17 protein-coding genes are annotated in these 18,139 nt (G+C 61.2%); 7 read left to right on the forward strand and 10 right to left on the reverse strand.

The genetic code is table 11. From position 1 onward, the window contains the following. Nucleotides 1-22: 22 nt before the first annotated feature. Nucleotides 23-925: a DMT family transporter gene (locus tag C4N04_RS04720; protein WP_106795523.1), complete on the reverse strand. Its 903-nt coding sequence runs from the start codon at nt 923-925 to the stop codon at nt 23-25. A gap of 872 nt (nt 926-1,797) precedes the next feature. On the opposite strand from C4N04_RS04720, the gene C4N04_RS04730 reads away from it, so the two are divergent. Genes C4N04_RS04730 through C4N04_RS04740 form a run of 3 tightly spaced genes read left to right on the forward strand, consistent with a single transcriptional unit; the run spans nt 1,798 to nt 4,985 of the window. Next, nucleotides 1,798-3,207 (forward strand): circularly permuted type 2 ATP-grasp protein, encoded by a 1,410-nt coding sequence (locus tag C4N04_RS04730; protein WP_038690624.1) that lies wholly within the window; start codon nt 1,798-1,800, stop codon nt 3,205-3,207. Next, nucleotides 3,207-4,148 (forward strand): alpha-E domain-containing protein, encoded by a 942-nt coding sequence (locus C4N04_RS04735; protein ID WP_038690626.1) that lies wholly within the window; start codon nt 3,207-3,209, stop codon nt 4,146-4,148. The genes C4N04_RS04730 and C4N04_RS04735 overlap by 1 nt, the downstream gene beginning before the upstream one ends. Before the next feature lie 12 nt (nt 4,149-4,160). After that, a complete protein-coding gene (locus C4N04_RS04740) occupies nt 4,161-4,985 on the forward strand; it encodes a transglutaminase family protein (RefSeq protein ID WP_077989947.1) in 825 nt (274 codons plus the stop codon). 224 nt (nt 4,986-5,209) lie between these two features. Here the strand turns inward: C4N04_RS04740 and C4N04_RS04745 are convergent, their stop codons facing one another. From C4N04_RS04745 to chvE, 8 genes are all read right to left on the reverse strand, one after another. Next, nucleotides 5,210-5,620 (reverse strand): type II toxin-antitoxin system VapC family toxin, encoded by a 411-nt coding sequence (locus C4N04_RS04745; RefSeq protein WP_077989946.1) that lies wholly within the window; start codon nt 5,618-5,620, stop codon nt 5,210-5,212. Continuing rightward, on the reverse strand, nt 5,617-5,859 hold the full coding sequence (locus tag C4N04_RS04750) for a type II toxin-antitoxin system prevent-host-death family antitoxin (protein WP_183599889.1): 243 nt from the start codon (nt 5,857-5,859) through the stop codon (nt 5,617-5,619). The genes C4N04_RS04745 and C4N04_RS04750 overlap by 4 nt, the downstream gene beginning before the upstream one ends. Before the next feature lie 121 nt (nt 5,860-5,980). Further along, nucleotides 5,981-7,720 (reverse strand): L-arabinonate dehydratase, encoded by a 1,740-nt coding sequence (gene araD, locus C4N04_RS04755; protein ID WP_096762274.1) that lies wholly within the window; start codon nt 7,718-7,720, stop codon nt 5,981-5,983. Between the two features lie 62 nt (nt 7,721-7,782). Next, nucleotides 7,783-9,216 carry an aldehyde dehydrogenase family protein gene (locus C4N04_RS04760; protein WP_038690636.1) on the reverse strand — a complete coding sequence of 478 codons (1,434 nt, stop codon included), beginning with the start codon at nt 9,214-9,216 and terminating at the stop codon, nt 7,783-7,785. Between the two features lie 70 nt (nt 9,217-9,286). Then, the gene (gene araD1, locus C4N04_RS04765) at nt 9,287-10,282 is read right to left on the reverse strand and encodes an AraD1 family protein (protein WP_106795533.1); all 996 of its coding nucleotides are present in this window, start codon (nt 10,280-10,282) and stop codon (nt 9,287-9,289) included. A gap of 118 nt (nt 10,283-10,400) precedes the next feature. Then, nucleotides 10,401-11,606 (reverse strand): multiple monosaccharide ABC transporter permease, encoded by a 1,206-nt coding sequence (gene mmsB / locus C4N04_RS04770; protein WP_038690640.1) that lies wholly within the window; start codon nt 11,604-11,606, stop codon nt 10,401-10,403. Further along, complete coding sequence (gene mmsA, locus C4N04_RS04775) at nt 11,603-13,141, reverse strand: multiple monosaccharide ABC transporter ATP-binding protein (RefSeq protein WP_077989943.1); 1,539 nt, start codon at nt 13,139-13,141, stop codon at nt 11,603-11,605. Before mmsA ends, mmsB begins: the two co-directional genes overlap by 4 nt. Before the next feature lie 98 nt (nt 13,142-13,239). Continuing rightward, nucleotides 13,240-14,304, reverse strand: a complete 1,065-nt coding sequence (gene chvE, locus C4N04_RS04780) for a multiple monosaccharide ABC transporter substrate-binding protein (RefSeq protein WP_010055420.1) — start codon at nt 14,302-14,304, stop codon at nt 13,240-13,242. Between the two features lie 270 nt (nt 14,305-14,574). Between chvE and C4N04_RS04785 the strand changes: the two genes are divergently transcribed. Then, the gene (locus C4N04_RS04785) at nt 14,575-15,579 is read left to right on the forward strand and encodes a LysR family transcriptional regulator (protein WP_096762273.1); all 1,005 of its coding nucleotides are present in this window, start codon (nt 14,575-14,577) and stop codon (nt 15,577-15,579) included. A gap of 149 nt (nt 15,580-15,728) precedes the next feature. Further along, nucleotides 15,729-16,202 (forward strand): hypothetical protein, encoded by a 474-nt coding sequence (locus C4N04_RS04790; protein ID WP_096762272.1) that lies wholly within the window; start codon nt 15,729-15,731, stop codon nt 16,200-16,202. 6 nt (nt 16,203-16,208) lie between these two features. On the opposite strand, the gene C4N04_RS04795 is transcribed toward C4N04_RS04790, so the two are convergent. Continuing rightward, the gene (locus C4N04_RS04795; protein ID WP_096762373.1) at nt 16,209-16,493 is read right to left on the reverse strand and encodes a hypothetical protein; all 285 of its coding nucleotides are present in this window, start codon (nt 16,491-16,493) and stop codon (nt 16,209-16,211) included. Nucleotides 16,494-16,689: 196 nt separating this feature from the next. On the opposite strand from C4N04_RS04795, the gene iolG reads away from it, so the two are divergent. Next, nucleotides 16,690-17,682 carry an inositol 2-dehydrogenase gene (gene iolG / locus C4N04_RS04800; protein WP_096762271.1) on the forward strand — a complete coding sequence of 331 codons (993 nt, stop codon included), beginning with the start codon at nt 16,690-16,692 and terminating at the stop codon, nt 17,680-17,682. A 151-nt stretch (nt 17,683-17,833) separates the two neighbouring features. Further along, a partial coding sequence (locus C4N04_RS32010) for a hypothetical protein (RefSeq protein WP_210205049.1) occupies nt 17,834-18,139 on the forward strand: 306 nt, incomplete at its 3' end.

Raw genomic sequence — 18,139 nt, forward strand, 5'->3', positions numbered from 1 at the left:
GGCAACCCGGCCTTTTTGTCTTCTAGGCTTCCACCGGCCTGCGGCGTTCGACAGCCTTGCGGTTGGTCAGATAGACACCGACGACCACGATCACTGTGCCCAGAATCAACGGCACGGTCAGCGGTTCCCCGAAAGCGATGAAGGCTTCGAAAGCGACGGCTGGCGGCATCAGGTAGATCAGCGAGGCGGCGCGGGAGACCTGACCGCGGCGGATCAGATAAAGCAACAGCCCGACGCCGCCCATCGACAGTCCGAAGACCGACCAGATCAGCGCGGCAAAGGCCTGCGTTGTGCCATCGAAATGTTGATGCTCGAAGATCAGCGAAAGCGGCAGGGTGAGAATCAATGCCCCGACATATTGCAGCGTCGCGATCGACCTGAGATCGCCGGATTGCAGGTGCTTCTTCTGGTAGAGCGTGCCGTAGGTGACGGCCCCCATGGCGAGGAGGTTGATCGCCAGCGGCAGCGCGGCATGCTTCAGATCGGCAGTTGCCGGATCGAGGAGTTTCGGCGAAATGGCAATGGCAATGCCGATGAAGCCGAAGACAAGGCCGACCTTCTGCATCTGCTGCAACCGCTCGCCGACGAGAAACGGAGCCGCCATCGCCGTCAACAACGGCTGCAGCGCCGCGATGATCCCCGATATGCCGGCCGGCACACCATTGGCGATCGCCCACCACAGACCGGCGAGATAGAAGCCGTGCAGGAAGAATCCGGAATAGATGGCGCGAAGCCAGGTCGACCGGCTTTTCGGCCATTGCGCTTTGGTCACCAGGCAAAAGGCGAGGAACGCCAAGGCCGACAGCGAGTAACGTATTGAAAGGAAGGTGAAAGGCTCGGAATGCAGCGCCGCATATTTCGCCACCACCCAGCCCGTGGACCAGAGCAGGACGAAGACGGCGGGGGCGAAGCGGTCGAGGGACATGGGGCTGCTCAGCGGAAAAGAGTTCGCCGTGCTGATAGCTGCAGCCGACGGTCGCAGTCAAAGGCGAAGCGTTGATGCTTATTTGAAATTTCGCTGATGGTGAGGACGCCGACCGGCCGGAAGATGATACTTTCAACATGACGAACAAGCCTGTCGGAAGCTCGCCAGCATGCTGCAGCAGTGAGGATTCGCCGGCGCTCCCCCACACTCCACCTCATTCCTGTGCTCGTCACAGGAATCCAGTGCGCCCAAGTCCTTGGGCGCGGGAGACTCCCTTCAAGGCCTTATGGGTTCATTCACCGCGCGGACGCGCGGTGAATGGATTCCAGGCTCAAGGCCTGGAATGACGGAGGTTGGCGGTGTTGCCGCCAAACGAGCCGTTGACGTTTCGGACCGCAGGCGGTGATCCCACCCGTTATAGCGCCGCCTTCGACCAGCAACCGGCCTCGTACGCTGCGCCGACGGCGAGTTTGGCGCAAATGCAACCCTCACCCTCCGTCATTCCAGGCCTTGAGCCTGGAATCCACGTCTCCACCCTCCGTCCTGCTCGGCCTTGAGCTGAGCATCCACACCGCATCCTCCAGCGACAATAGACAGGTCGCATCTCCTCTTGCTCCCTCCTGTGCTCGCCACGGGAATGAGCGTGTGGTGAGGCCATGCTCCCTGATCTCTGTCGAACTAAAAACAACCACATGCTCACTTTTTACGCAGGTCTCAACGGCAAGACCATCGGCCACTCCACGCCCCACCCCTCGAACACCCGATTTCCCACCCCTTTTCCCGCAGCGCAAAATCTTTTCCCCGAACTGCGCATGGTTCTTGCATTGCAATTTGCGTTGTATTCAAATGAACAAAAAAGGGGAGCCGCACCTTTGGCATTTGACGAAATGATTACCGGGGACGAAAGTCCTCGCCCGCCTTATGAAAAATATTTCGAGTGGTACAATAGCCAAGACCGGTCGCATCTGATTGCCAAGTCCCGCGATGCGGAAAACATCTTCCGGAAGACCGGCATCACCTTCGCGGTCTACGGCCACGCCGACAGTTCCGAAAAGCTCATCCCCTTCGACATCATTCCCCGCATCATCTCCGCCCGCGAATGGCGCAAGCTCGCCCAGGGAATCGAGCAGCGGGTGATCGCCCTCAACGCCTTCCTCGACGATATCTACCATAAGCAGGAGATCATCCGTGCCGGCCGCGTCCCGCGCGAGCTGATCGAGCACAATGTCGCCTTCCTGTCGGAGATGATCGGCTTCCGTCCGCCCGGCGGCGTCTACACCCATATCGTCGGCACCGACATCGTGCGCACCGGCGAGGATCAGTTCTACGTGCTGGAGGATAATGCCCGCACCCCTTCCGGCGTCAGCTACATGCTGGAAAACCGGGAAACCATGATGCAGATGTTCCCGGAACTCTTCCATGAGAACAAGGTGCAGCGAGTCGAAGACTATCCCTATCTGCTGCGCCAGAGTCTTGCTTCGCTTGCGCCTCCCGGCTGCACCGGCAAGCCGCGCGTCGCGGTGCTGACGCCCGGCATCTATAATTCGGCATATTACGAGCATTCCTTCCTCGCCGACATGATGGGCGTCGAACTGGTCGAGGGCTCTGATCTGCGCGTCATCGACGGCAAGGTGAAAATGCGCACGACTCGCGGCTACGAGGCCATCGACGTGCTCTACCGCCGCGTCGACGACGACTTCCTCGATCCCCTGACCTTCCGAGCCGATTCCGCGCTCGGCATCCCCGGCATCATGGACGTCTACCGCTCCGGCAATATCACCATTGCCAACGCGCCCGGCACCGGCATTTGCGACGACAAGGCGATCTATTCCTACATGCCGGAGATCGTCGAATTCTACACTGGCAGCAAGGCGCTGCTCGAAAACGTGCCGACCTGGCGCTGCTCGGAAGCATCAAGCCTGAAATACGTGCTCGAGCACCTGGAGGAGCTGGTCGTCAAGGAAGTGCACGGCTCCGGCGGCTACGGCATGCTTGTGGGACCGACGGCGTCGAAGAAAGAGCGCGCCGATTTCGCCGAAAAACTGAAAGCCAAGCCGAACAACTACATCGCCCAGCCGACGCTGTCGCTCTCCACCGTACCGATCCTCGTCAACAAGGGCATTGCGCCGCGCCACGTCGATCTGCGCCCCTATGTGCTCGTCTCCGACAAAGTTCAGATCATTCCGGGCGGGCTCACCCGCGTGGCGCTGAAACAAGGCTCTCTGGTGGTCAATTCCAGCCAGGGCGGCGGCACCAAAGACACCTGGGTATTGGAGGACTGATGCTCGGAAGAACTGCAAACGGCCTCTACTGGATGTTCCGATACATCGAGCGCGCCGAAAATATCGCCCGCCTGGTCGACGCCGGACTGCGCATGTCACTGACCCGCAGCAGCGCCGGCGACGACAACTGGGATGGCGTGCTGCAAAGTGCTGGCGTGCGCGAGGCTTATGACGAGGGCCACGCGAAGCTGACGAATGCCGATGCGATCGATTATCTCCTGCGCGATCGCGCCAATCCGTCGAGCGTCATGTCCTGCATCGAGTCCGGCCGCAACAATGCCCGCATGGTGCGCACCGCGCTGACGCGCGAGACCTGGGAAGCGACCAACGAATGCTGGATCGACCTGAAGTCGCTGCTCGAAAAGCGCGTCAAGCCGGCCGAGATGCCCGAGGTGATCGACGCCATCAAGCGCCGCGCCGGCCTGATCCGCGGTGCCTTCCACGGTTCGACGCTGCGCAATGAGCTCTATAACTTTGCCCGCATCGGCACCTTCATTGAGCGGGCCGATAATACCAGCCGCATCCTCGACGTGAAATATTACGTGCTGCTGCCCTCGGTCTCGGCGGTCGGCTCCTCGCTCGACAATGTGCAGTGGGAATCGATCCTGCGCTCGGTCTCCGCCCACCGCGCCTATAGCTGGGCCTATGACGGCGAATACCGGGCGATGAACATTGCCGACTTCCTGACGCTGAACGTCCAGATGCCGCGTTCGCTCGCCTATTGCTACGAAAAGATCGTCAGCAATCTCGGCTATCTCGCCCAGGATTACGAGGCACGCCTGCCTGCCCACGATACCGCCGATGCGATTCGCACCACGCTGCAGACGCGGGCGATCCGCGACATCATGGATCAGGGCCTGCACGAATTCCTGGAGGATTTCGTCTCGCGCAACAACCAGCTCGGCGCGGAAATTTCCGACGGCTACCGGTTCTATGTTTAAGCGGATCAGACCATGAGACTGAAGATCAGCCACCTCACCGAATACCGCTACGACGAACCGGCGCAGTTCTCGCTGCAGCGCCTCAGGCTGACGCCGCCGACATCAGCTGCTCAGAAGGTGCTCGGATGGTCATTGAACGTCGAGGGCGCCACACCCGAGGTGGAGTATGACGACCAGTACGGCAACCACGTCAATCTGGTCTCGCTGGAAGGCGCGCAGCACGTGACGCGCATCTTGGCCGAGGGCGAGATCGAGACGGCGGACAATAATGGTGTCACCGGCCCGCACACCGGCTTCTGCCCGCTTTGGCTCTTCCTGCGCGAGACGCCGCTGACCAAGGGCGGCAAGCTGGTCAAGGAACTCGTCAAGAGCGTCGGTGGCGACAACGAGCTTGCCCGCATGCATGCGCTGATGGCGGCAATCCATGAGACTGTCGACTATAAGCCAGGCACCAGCAACGCCGCGACGACGGCCGAACAGGCGCTCGAGAAGAAGAGTGGCGTCTGCCAGGACCATGCGCACATCTTCGTTTCCGCCGCCCGCGCCCTGCACGTCCCGGCCCGTTACGTCTCCGGCTATCTGATGATGGAGGAAAAGATCGAACAGGCGGCGACCCATGCCTGGGCCGAGGCCCATATTCCCGGCCTCGGCTGGGTCGGCTTCGATCCCGCCAACGAGATCTGCCCGGACGCCCGCTACGTCAGGATCGCCTCCGGCCTCTGCTACCGCGACGCCGCGCCGATCTCCGGCATGCGCATCGGCACGCCGGGCGAAACCCTGTCGGTCACCGTGAAGGTGGAAGATAGTGGGCAGATGCAAAGCCAGAGCCAGAGCTGAGGGCTCCGCGAAGGCTGCAAACCAGCTTCGGCTCGTCCGGAAACTTGACCGCTGCGCTCAAGCGGCGGGCGTTCCTGGCCCATCGAACGTGTTTATGAAGGAAAGCAGGCTGCAGCGGGTCGCATTTCGACCCGCCTGCGTCGCGCCTTCCGCCGCAAACGGCCTGCGATCTGCACGTCTTTCGAATAAGGATGAACACCGCATGGCGCCTAAGTCCCGATCAGCTAGCCCGCAGCAAGAGCCTGCAGGTGGCCGCGCGCACCGTAGCTGAGGATCGCCTGATCGGCTGTAAGCAGCGGGACACGATGGAAACGGGCCGTGGCGACGATGATGCGGTCGGCGGGGTCGGCATGAAACTCGCCGGGCAGCCTGACGCTGTCTACCGCGATGGACGGCTCGATCGGCGCAAGCTGGAGTCCGGGCAGAGACAGCGCGCTGTCGACCCATCGCCCGACTTCGTCGCCAAGCGCCAGGCGCCCCTTCTGCACCAGCATCGCGATTTCCCAGGGTGTGATCGCCGACACCAGGATCCGGCTTTTCCCAATCATCTCGTCGATGATGCGTCGGGCTTGCGCGCCAAGACGGGCATCGTCCTGCATTGTCCAGACGAGAACATGCGTATCGATGACGATCAACGGAGGGAGTCCCAATCTTCCGGTTCAACGACCGGAGACAGCGGATCGTCATAGCGCACAACGCTGCCCTTCATCGCCCCGATGATGCTCTTGCGGCTGCCGGTGTCAGGTGCCGGCGAAAGCACCGCCACCGGTTTGCCCCGCTTGGTGATGACGATGGATTCATCGTCGTCCCGCATCTGATCGATCAGATTCAGGCACTTCGCCTTAAATTCAGCCGCACCGACGACCTTGGACATGACCATATCTCCTGTACACTTGTACAAGATATAATACCATATCGGTATTGAACAAGGGCAAAGGAAAAGGCGGGGCTCTCACCCCGCCTTTTCAACGATCCAATTTCGGATGCGTCCCTACTCAGTGGCTGTCCTTGCCGACCGCGTTTCCGCGACATCCCTTGAGGAAGTCGAGGTCGGCGCCGGTATCAGCGCCTTCGACATGCTGCTGGTGCAGGTAGGCATAGCCCGATGTCGGCAGATCGTGGTTCGGCTGCCATTCGGCAAGCCGCCGCGTCAGTTCCTCATCTGATATGTCGAGATGCAGACGGCGGTTCGGCACATCCAGTTCGATCATGTCGCCGTTCTTCACGACCGCAAGCGGTCCGCCGACTGCGGCTTCCGGAGAGGTGTGCAGCACGACGGTGCCGTAGGCCGTTCCGGACATGCGGGCGTCGGAAATGCGCACCATGTCGAGGATGCCCTTCTTCAGCACCTTGGGCGGCAGCCCCATATTGCCGACTTCGGCCATGCCGGGATAGCCCTTCGGCCCGCAGTTCTTCATGACCATGATGCAGGTTTCGTCGATGTCGAGGCTGTCGTCGTTGATCTTCGCCTTGTAGTCGTCGATGTCCTCGAACACCACAGCCCTGCCCTTGTGCACCAAGAGGTGCGGCGAAGCCGCCGAAGGCTTCAGCACCGCGCCCTTCGGCGCGAGATTGCCGCGCAGCACGACGATGCCGCCCGACGAGGTCAGCGCCTTTTCGGCAGGCAGGATGACGTCTTCGTTCCAGTTGACGACGTCCTTCACCTCGTCCCAGACGGTTTCGCCGGAGACCGTCAGCGCCTCCTTGTGCAGCAGGCCGGCTTCACCGAGCCGCTTCAGCACGACAGGCAGGCCGCCGGCATAGAAGAATTCTTCCATCAGGTATTTGCCCGACGGCATCAGGTTGACGATCGTCGGCACGTCGCGGCCGCAGCGGTCCCAGTCGTCGAGCGAAAGATCGATGCCGACACGGCCGGCGATGGCGAGCAGGTGGATGACGGCGTTGGTCGATCCGCCGATCGCCGCATTGGTGCGGATGGCGTTTTCGAAAGCCTGCTTCGTCATGATCTCGGACGGCTTCAGGTCGTCCTTGACCATCTGCACGATGCGGCGGCCGGTCAGCTGCGCCATCACCTTGCGGCGGGAATCGACGCCGGGGATCGCGGCATTGCCTGATAGCGCCATGCCGAGCGCCTCGGCCATCGACGCCATCGTCGAGGCGGTGCCCATGGTGTTGCAGGTCCCCGACGAGCGGCTCATCGAAGCTTCCGCTTCGAGGAACTCGGCCTGCGTCATCTCGCCCGCCTTCACCATCTCGGAGAACTTCCACAGATGCGTGCCGGAGCCGACGCGCTCTCCGCGGAAATAGCCGTTCAGCATCGGCCCGCCGGTGACGACGATCGACGGCAGGTCGCAAGAGGCCGCACCCATGAGAAGCGACGGCGTGGTCTTGTCGCAGCCGACGAGGAGCACGCAGCCATCCATCGGCTGGCCGCGGATCGCTTCTTCGACCGCGAGCGCGGCCAGGTTGCGGTACATCATCGCGGTCGGACGGAAAGTGTTTTCGGAGGCCGAGAATACCGGCACCTCGAGCGGGAAACCGCCGGCCTCCCAGACACCCGCCTTCACCTTCTCGGCGAGCTCTCTCAGATGACCGTTGCACGGGGTCATATCCGACCAGGTGTTGAGGATGCCGATCACCGGCCGGCCATCGAACAGGTCGTGCGGATAACCCTGGTTCTTAAGCCAGCCGCGGTGATAAATCACATCGCGGCTCGTGCCGCCGTACCATTCCTGCGACCTCAGCCGGCGCGGCCATTCCGCTTTCTTTTTCATTTTCTCTGTCCTTCAGGTGAATTGCCGGGCCGCCTCGTACGGCCCGGGTCATCGGATATGTCTCAAGCCAGCGTGTAGGCGGTCTTGACCACGGTAAAGAATTCGCTCGCATACTTGCCCTGCTCGCGCGGACCATAGGACGAACCCTTGCGGCCGCCGAACGGCACGTGGAAGTCGACGCCCGCCGTCGGCAGGTTGACCATGACCATGCCGGCCTCGGCATTGCGCTTGAAATGCGTCGCATGCTTCAGGCTGGTCGTGGCGATACCGGCCGAAAGGCCGAACGGCGTGTCGTTGGCCGTCGCCAGCGCCTCGTCGTAGTCCTTGACCCGGATTACCGAGACAACGGGCCCGAAGATCTCCTCGCGTGAAATCCGCATCTGGTTGGTGGCTTCAGTAAACAGCGTCGGCTGCAGGTAGAAGCCGGGCGTCTCGCGGGAAATGACCTCGCCGCCGAAGGCGAGCTTGGCGCCTTCCTTTTTGCCGATCTCGATATAGTCGGTATCGGTCTTCAGCTGCCGCTCGTCGACAACAGGGCCGATATGGGTGCCGGCCTTCAAAGCGTTGTCGACGACCAGCGTCTTCAGCTTCTCGGTCAACGCGGCGACGAACTTGTCGTGGATGCCTTCGGTAACGATCAGGCGCGAGGACGCGGTGCAGCGTTGGCCTGTGGAGAAAAAGCCGGAATTGGCGGCTGCTTCCACGGCGACGGAAAGGTCGGCGTCGTCGAGCACGACCATCGGGTTCTTGCCGCCCATCTCGAGCTGGAACTTGCGGTTATGCTCGATGGAGGCGGCGGCGACGCGGCGGCCGGTGCCGGTGGAACCGGTGAAGGTGATGCCGGCAACGTCGGGGCTTTCCAGCATCGCCTGGCCGACGACCGAGCCCTTGCCCATGACGAGGTTCAAGACACCCTTCGGCAGCCCTGCCCGGTTGAGGATGTCGACGATCGCCCAGGAGCAGGCCGGCACCAGCTCTGCCGGCTTGAAAACGATGGTGTTGCCGTAGCAGAGCGCCGGCGCGATCTTCCAGGCGGGGATGGCGATCGGGAAATTCCACGGCGTGATGATGCCGATGACGCCGAGCGCTTCGCGGGTGATCTCGACGCCGATGTTCGGACGCACCGACGGGATGACCTCGCCGGCGAGCCGCAGGGCTTCGCCTGCGAAGAATTCGAAGATCTGCGAGGCACGGATGACTTCGCCGGTGGCTTCCGGCAGGGTCTTGCCTTCTTCGCGGGCGAGCAGCGCGCCGAGCTCGTCCTTGCGCGCCATGATCTCGTCGCCCGTCTTCTTCAGGATGACATGGCGTTCCCAGATGCCCGAGCGCGACCAGGCCGGAAAGGCGGCCTTGGCAGCGGCGATGGCGTTCTTGGTATCCTCGGCGCTGCCGTCGGCATAGAGACCGACGACTTCGTTGGTGTCGGACGGATTGATGTTCTTCGTCGCATTCGTGCCGACCCATTCGCCGGCGATCAGGTTTTGATAAATGGTCATGGGCTCAACAAGCCTCCTTTACCGTTTACAAACACGGCCCGGCCGCGGACGCGGACCCGGCCTCGAAAAATCAGAGTTGCTTGACGAAAATCTCTTCTTCGGCCGCTACCTTCAGCGGATTGCGCAGCGGCAGGCCGAATTCGGCGACTTCGATCTCGAAGAGATCGCCCTCTTCCGTCTTGATACCGTCGGCGAAGGATAGCGTCGCCGTGCCGAACATATGGACATGGACATCTCCCGGAACCCGGAAGAGGCCATATTTGAAATGGTGATATTCGAGATTGGCGAAGGTGTGAGACATGTTCGCTTCGCCCGACAGGAAGGGCTTTTCGAAGATCACCTTGTCGCCGCGCTTAATGCGCGAGGTGCCGCGAATATCCTCCGGCGCTGCGCCGATACGGATTTCCGGACCATAGGCGGCGGGGCGCAGCTTCGAGTGGGCGAGGAAGAGATAGTTGATCCGCTCGGTGACGTGGTCGGAAAACTCGTTCGAAAGGGCAAAGCCGATGCGGAACGGTGTTCCGTCTGTGGCGATGACGTAGATGCCGGCCATTTCAGGCTCTTCACCGCCGTCGAGCGCGAAGGAGGGCGAGACGAGCGGGGCGCCGGGGGCAGCCGCGCCATAGCCGTTGCCCTTGTAGAACCATTCCGGCTGCACGCCCTTTTCGCCCGCTTTCGGCTTGCCGTTCTCGAGACCCATCTTGAACATCTTCATCGAGTCGGTCAGCGTTTCCTCGGCCGCCTCGGTGGTTTTCTTGTGCATGGAATCGCGGGTGGCGGCGGAGCCGAGATGCGTGAGGCCCGTGCCGGTCAGATGCAGATGGGCGGCGTCCGGATGGGTGATCGGCGGCAGGAAGCGGCCTTCCGCATAGGCTTTCTCGAGATCGACGGCATCGCCGAAGCCATGCGCCTCGATGACCGCCGCAAGCGACTTGCCGCCGTCGGCGGCTTCCATCGCCAGCTGATAGACGCTGCCGGCGTTGTTGACCGATCTCGCCGCGCCGCCCTGCTCGCGCACGGCGACGACGATCTCTCCGTTGGCACCCTTGATCTGGGAAATAAGCACGACTTTGATCCTTCTCGTTTCCGCGAAGACAGAAAAGCTCCGCCTGTCCGGCTCCCTCAGGAGCCGGAATCCATCATTCATATGACTGCGAATGCCTGGGCCGGCGCCTTTTGAGCGCTCAGCCCTTATTCTTGTTGTAGACGTCGAAGAACACGGCGGCGAGAAGCACCGCACCCTTGACCATCTGCTGGAAGTCGATGCCGAGGCCGACGATCGACATGCCGTTGTTCATGACGCCCATGATGAACGCACCGATGACCGCGCCGGTGATCTTGCCGACGCCGCCGGATGCCGAGGCGCCGCCGATGAAGCAGGCCGCGATCACGTCAAGCTCGAAGCCGACGCCGGCCTTCGGCGTTGCCGAGTTCAGGCGGAGAGCGACGATCATGCCGGCAAGGCCCGCAAGTACGCCCATGTTGACGAAGGTGTAGAAGCTGAGGCGCTGCGTGTTGATGCCCGAAAGCTTGGTCGCCTTTTCATTGCCGCCCATGGCATAGATGCGGCGGCCGATCGTCGTGCGCTTGGTGACGAAAGCATAGATCGCGATTAGCACCAGCATGACGACGAGAACGTTCGGCAGGCCCCTGTAGCTGGACAGGAGATAGCCGAGCCACAGAATGGCGACAGAAACGACCAAGTTCTGGGCGATGAAGAAGCCCATCGGCTCGACGTCGATCCCGTGGCTCTCGTTCACCCTGCGGCGGCGCCATGCGAGATAGAAGAGGATGACCGGCAGGATCACCGTCAGGATCAGTGAGGTCGACTGGACGGGTGTGCCGAAGACGTCGATCATGTCGCCCGGCAGGAAGCCGGTGCTGATGACCTGAAATTCCTTCGGGAACGGGCCGATGTTCTTGCCGTTCAGCACCGTCAGCGTCAGGCCGCGGAAGACGAGCATGCCGGCCAGCGTCACGATGAAGGACGGAATGCGGTGATAGGCGATGAAATAGCCCTGCGCCGCGCCGATGATGCCGCCGACGATAAGACAAATCAGACCGGCGACCCAGAAATTCATGCCCCATGTCACGGTGAAGATTGCCGCGAGCGCGCCGACGAAGGCGACGATCGAACCGACCGACAGGTCGATATGCCCAGCCACGATGACGAGCAGCATGCCGAGCGCCATGATGACGATGAACGAATTCTGCAGGACGAGGTTCGTCAGGTTGACCGGCTTGAAGAGGATGCCGCCGGTGTAGAACTGGAAGAATACCATGATCGCGACGAGCGCGATGAGCATGCCGTATTCACGAATGTTGCCGCGGATGTAATCGGCAACGGAAACGACGTTGCTTTCCTCGGTTGCTGGGTTGACCGGAGTCATTGTCTCTTCTCCCCTGAGCGCATGATAGCGCGCATGATGGTTTCCTGGCTTGCTTCTCCCTTCGGCAGTTCGGCGACAATGCGTCCTTCGTTCATCACGTAGATGCGGTCACAAGTGCCAAGCAGTTCGGGCATTTCCGATGAGATCATCAGAACGCCCTTCCCATCGGCGGCAAGCTGGTTGATGATAGTATAAATTTCGTACTTTGCGCCAACGTCGATGCCTCGGGTAGGCTCGTCGAGGATCAAAATCTCGGGATCGGAGAACAGCCACTTCGACAGCACCACTTTTTGCTGGTTGCCGCCGGAAAGATTGACCGTTTCCTGGAAGATGCCGTGCGAGCGAATGCGCAGCTTCGACCGGTAATCGGTCGCGACCTTCATCTCCTTGATGTCGTCGATGACGCTGTTGTTCGAAATTCCGTCGAGATTGGCAAGCGTGGTATTGTGCAGGATCGTGTCGTTGAGCACGAGGCCGAGCTGTTTGCGGTCCTCGGTGACATAGGCAAGGCCTGCATCGATCGCCTTGCGCACGGTGCTGACATCGACGGCCTTGCCGTCGACGAAGACCTCGCCGCTGATCTTGTGCCCGTAGGATTTGCCGAAGACGCTCATGGCGAATTCGGTGCGGCCCGCGCCCATCAGGCCGGCAATGCCGACAACCTCGCCCTTGCGAACATTGACGTTGATGTTGTGCAGCACCTGGCGGTCGCGGTGATGCTGGTGGTAGGCGTTCCAGTTCTTAACTTCGAAGATCGTCTCGCCGATCGGCACCGAGCGCGGCGGATAACGGTCGGCGAGGTCGCGGCCCACCATGTTCTTGATGATGATGTCTTCGCTGATCTCGTCGGCGTGACAGTCGAGCGTCTTGACGGTCATGCCGTCGCGCAGGACCGTGATCTGGTCGGCGACCTTGCGGATCTCGTTCAGCTTGTGGGAAATGATGATCGAGGTGATGCCCTGGTTGCGGAACTCGATCAGCAGATTGAGCAGCGCGTCGGAATCCTTCTCGTTCAGCGAGGCTGTGGGCTCGTCGAGGATGAGCAGCTTCACGCTCTTCGACAGCGCCTTGGCGATCTCTACGAGCTGCTGCTTGCCGACGCCGATATCGGTGACCAGCGTATTCGGGGATTCGCGCAGGCCGACCTTCTGCAGCAGCTGTTTCGTGCGATTATACGTCTCTTCCCAGCTGATCACGCCCTTCTTGGCGTTCTCGTTGCCGAGGAAGATATTTTCGCCGATCGACAGCAATGGCACGAGCGCCAGTTCCTGGTGAATGATGACGATGCCGATTTCTTCGGAATCCTTCAGGACCTTGAAGTGGCGCGTCTCGCCTTCATAGACGATGTCGCCTTCATAGCTTCCTGTCGGATAGACGCCTGAGAGCACTTTCATCAGGGTCGATTTGCCGGCCCCGTTTTCGCCCACCAATGCGTGGATCTCACCCTGGCGAACCTTGAGGTTCACGTTCTCCAGCGCCTTGACGCCCGGGAACGTCTTGGTGATGCTCCGCATTTCGAGGATGGTATTGTCCATAGTCAAAGTTCCAGCGCCTTGAGCCGCCGAGCGGCTTGGCGATCATAAAATCGAAGGCCGGAACCCGCAAGCACGCGGGCTCCGGCCTCGTGTTTAACTTACTTCAGCTTGTCTTCGGTGTAGTAACCGCTGTCGATGAGGACCTGCTTGTAGTTGGTCTTGTCGACCGAAACCGGCTTCAGCAGATAGGACGGAACGACCTTGACGCCGTTGTCGTAGGTCTTCGTGTCGTTGACCTCGGGCTCCTTGCCGGACATGACGGCGTCGACCATGGCAACCGTGACCTTGGCGAGTTCGCGGGTGTCCTTGAAGACCGTCGAGTGCTGCTCGCCAGCGATAATCGACTTGACCGACGGGATTTCAGCGTCCTGACCGGAAACGATCGGGAGCGGCTGGTCAGCCGAACCGTAGCCGACGCCCTTCAGCGAGGAGATGATGCCGATCGAGAGACCGTCATAGGGAGACAGGACGGCATCGACCTTGGCGTCGGTGTAGTTGGCCGAGAGCAGGTTGTCCATGCGGGCCTGGGCCGTAGCCGCATCCCAACGCAGGGTGCCGACCTTGTCCATGCCGGTCTGGCCGGACTTCACGACGAGCTTGCCGGAGTCGATGTAGGGCTGCAGGACCGACATTGCGCCATCATAGAAGAAGAAGGCGTTGTTGTCGTCCGGCGAACCGCCGAAGAGTTCGATGTTGAACGGGCCCTTGCCCTCCTTGAGGCCGAGGGCGTCAACGATGGAGGTTGCCTGCAGAACGCCGACCTGGAAGTTGTCGAAGGTGGCGTAGTAGTCGACGTTGGCCGAGTCGCGGATCAGGCGGTCATAAGCGATGACCTTGATGCCGGCATCGTGAGCCTTCTGGAGAACGTCGGAAAGCGTCGTGCCGTCGATCGAAGCGATGACGAGAACCTTGGCACCCTTGGTGACCATGTTTTCGATCTGCGACAGCTGGTTCGGAATATCGTCGTCAGCATACTGCAGGTCGGTCTTGTAGCCGGCGGCCTCGAGCTGCTTGACGATGTTGTTGCCGTCGTCGATCCAGCGAGCGGAGGACTTGGTCGGCATTGCGATGCCCACGAGCCCCTTGTCCTGCGCCATGGCAGGCATAACGAACGAAGCGACGCCGAAGGCAGCCGCAGCCATCAATGAGATAATGGATTTCATTTCTCTCTCCCTTGTTAATAGATCAGCGGACGAAAAATCGCCCGCCCGAAACTGTGGCAGGTTCCGTATTGGATAGTTACTTCAGATGGTGAGAAACGAAGTAGGTCTCCTCCACGATCTCACACGTGTTGAGTGCCAACCAGCACACGGCGGCAAACTGGTATGGATTCCTATAACTGTCAAATAGAATAAGTGGTAATGTGCATAACAATTTTGGTATATCGTTAAAAAGTATTACTTTTGATGGAGCGCAGTGGGGAGGCTGCAACCATGACGATCGTTTCAGAGCCCATTTCCATGGATCACGTCGATATCCACAGCGACAATTTCGGTGATGACGGCCTTTTACGGGCAGGACTTAAGCTTAATCACCTGCGCATGATCGTCGCAATCGAAGATAGCGGACAGATTTCCGCAGCTGCGGAAGTCCTCAACATTTCGCAGCCCGCCGCATCGCGCATGCTGTCCGAAATGGAGGCGATCACTAAGACTCAGCTCTATGAGCGGGTGGCCCGCGGCGTGGTGCTGACGACCTTCGGCGCGGCCCTTGCCAGGCGGGCAAGAAAGATCCTGCTGGAGCTGCGCGAAGCGAGCCGCGAGATCGGCGAATTGAAGAGCGGCAAGGGCGGTTCGGTCTTCATCGGCGCGGTAACGGCGCCGGCCATGAGCCTGGTGGTGCCGGCGATCAACAGGGTGCGCAAGGCCTATCCCGGCATCGAGATCAACATCCAGGTGGAAACCAGCAACGTGCTCGCCCGCGAGCTGCTCGCCGCCCGCCATGACTTCATCATCGGCCGCATCCCCGACGACCTCAACCCGCGCCTGTTCGAGGTGACGGAGATCGGCATCGAGCGGGCCTGCCTGATCGTGCGCAAGAGCCATCCGCTCTTAAAGCACAAGGTGAGCAGCCTCGCCGACGTCAGGGATTACGACTGGGTATTCCAGCCGCCGGGCACGCTGCTGCGCCGTACGATCGAGGATTTCTTTCTGTCGCAAGGCGTGGCGCTGCCTGAAAATATCGTCAACACCTCCTCGCTCTTGCTCACCTGCGCCATCGTCTGCGAGACCGACGCGATCGCCCCCGTCGCCGTTGACGTTGCCCACTTCCTGGCGAGCCAGGGCGCCAAGGCCTCCGACGTGCGTGTCCTGCCGATCGATTTCGACATCAACGTCAAGCCGTACAGCCTGATCGCGGCAAGCGAACGGGCGCTGCCGCCGAGCGCAAGGCTGCTCTACGACATCATCCTCGAGGAAAGCCGGAAGCAGGCGGGATAAGCCCGCAAGCCCTGCGCCATCTTCTGCGCTTTTAATGCGGGGCGGAACAATACCGGCAAAGTGCCCAGCAGTTTTTGCCTCCGGAAATTGCGTGAAAAAATTAGAGCACGTCCGTCGCTCGAAGACGGAAATGCTCTTGAGGAAGCGGGATGCTGTTCGGACAGTCGATATTTCAATCAGTTCTCGAGCGGCTGAAGGCAGAGGACGAGACGGCCGAAGATGAGGCCGAAACGCCAGCCGCCCATCGCGTCTCCGGCCTCGGCACCGGGCTTGCCTTCGATGTGATGCAGGGTGTCTCCGCCGCTTCGCACCGGGTCGGGGAGGCCTATTTCGACAATCTCGATCTAGCTGCGGCCGCCGGGCTCACGGAGAAACCGGAGCCTGTGCCGGACCCCGAGCCCGTCATGCCGGAGCATCTGACCCGCACGACGCCGCAGGAGGTTGCTGCCGAACTGGGGATCTCGGCAACCGATACGCCGCTGACGCTTAGTGAAAAGCGCCGCGCCTTCGCCCGGGCCAATCACCCCGACGGCGTCGCCCTGCCCTTTCGCGACAATGCGACAAAGCGGATGATGCTGGCCAATCTTCTGATCGACGAGGCGCTGCGGCGAATCCGCCGCTGACCAATCTTAGTCTACTTGCCCGTCCTTCGACGGCTTGTCCGCGGCTGGCACCGCGGGCTCTTCGTCGTCATCAGCGTCAGGCACGGCTGCAGGCTCGGCGACCTCGGGCTGCGGATTGAAGCTCCAGAACAGCATATAATAGGCATAGGCACCCGCCCCGGCCGAGATGACGGCCCAGAAGGGATCGCCGCCGATGATCTCGACCGTGGCCCAGCCGAAGCAGACGGCAACGATGGCAATCCGCACCCAGAGGCGCCGGTATGCAGGATGGTTCGGATCGATCAGTTGCATCTGTGCCCCGCGGTCGGATATGTCACGCATGCCCCCGGCATGCGTCGCACGGCCTAGGCCTGTGCCGCGCTTTGTTTAGTTCGAATCTTGCAAATGTGAAAGAGCCGCGGGCTTGACGCGACGCAGAGAAGATGGAATGAAAATTCCAGTTTTTCGATAATTCGGTTTATTTGTTCCGAATTCAAGGGAGGTTGAAATGACAGTGAGATTCGGTCTTCTCGGCGCCGGCCGCATCGGCAAGGTTCACGCCAAGGCCGTCAGCGGCGACGCCAATGCGACGCTGGTTGCGGTGGCGGACGCCTTTCCGCAGGCCGCCGAAGCCATCGCTTCGGCCTATGGCTGCGAGGTCCGCACCATCGAGGCGATCGAGGCCGCTAAAGATATCGACGCAGTCGTCATCTGCACACCGACGGACACCCATGCCGACCTGATCGAGCGTTTCGCCCGCGCCGGCAAGGCGATTTTCTGCGAAAAGCCGATCGACCTCGATGTAGACCGCGTCAAGGCCTGCATCAAGGTGGTGGAAGAAACCGGCGCCAAGCTGATGGTCGGCTTCAACCGCCGCTTCGATCCGCATTTCATGGCGGTGCGCAAGGTCATCGACGACGGCAAGATCGGCGATGTCGAGATGGTGACGATCACCTCGCGCGATCCCGGCGCCCCGCCGGTCGATTACATCAAGCGCTCGGGCGGCATCTTCCGCGACATGACGATTCACGATTTCGACATGGCCCGCTTCCTGCTCGGCGAAGAGCCGGTCTCGGTGCTGGCGACCGCCGCCGTGTTGGTCGACAAGGCGATCGGCGAAGCCGGCGACTATGACAGCGTCTCGGTGATCCTGCAGACCGCCTCCGGCAAGCAGGCCGTCATCTCCAACTCCCGCCGCGCCACCTATGGCTACGACCAGCGCATCGAAGTGCATGGCGCCAAGGGCATGGCGGCCGCCGAAAACCAGCGCCCGGTCTCGATCGAAGTCGCCAACGGCGACGGCTACACCCGCCCGCCGCTGCATGATTTCTTCATGACCCGCTACACCGAAGCCTACGCCAACGAGATCGCCGCCTTCATCGCCGCGATCGAGAAGGGCACTGAGATTTCGCCCTCCGGCGCCGATGGTCTCGCTGCGCTGGCGCTCGCCGATGCGGCGGTGCAGTCGGTCAAGGAAGGCAAGCTCATCAAGGTTGGCTGACGGCCCTCTCCCGACCGCCAGTCATGCATGAGATGGCCGGGCACATGCCCGGCCGTTTTGCGTTTGATGGTAGCGACGGCGGTGTGGATGCTCGGCTCGAGGCCGAAAGGGGCGGAGGGTGCAGCCATGGATTCCAGGCTCAAGGCCTGGAATGACGGAGAGTGAGGGTTGCGGTCGCGCCAAATTTGCCGTCGGCACAGCGGATGAGGTGTCGCGGTTCCGGGTCGAAGAGGGCGCTATACCGGGCACCGGGACACGACCCGCCGTCCGATACGTCGACGGCTCGTTTGGCGGCTACACACCCCCAACCTCCGTCATTCCAGGCCTTGAGCCTGGAATCCAGTCTGGCGCGGTGAATGAACCCATAAGGCCTCGCAGGGAATCTCCCCCGCCCAAGGACTTGGGCGCGCTGGTCACAGGGATGAGGGAGCAAGAGGAGATGCGACCTGTCTATTGT

The organism is Rhizobium sp. H4, assembly GCF_003013335.1.
Classification (GTDB): domain Bacteria; phylum Pseudomonadota; class Alphaproteobacteria; order Rhizobiales; family Rhizobiaceae; genus Rhizobium; species Rhizobium sophoriradicis.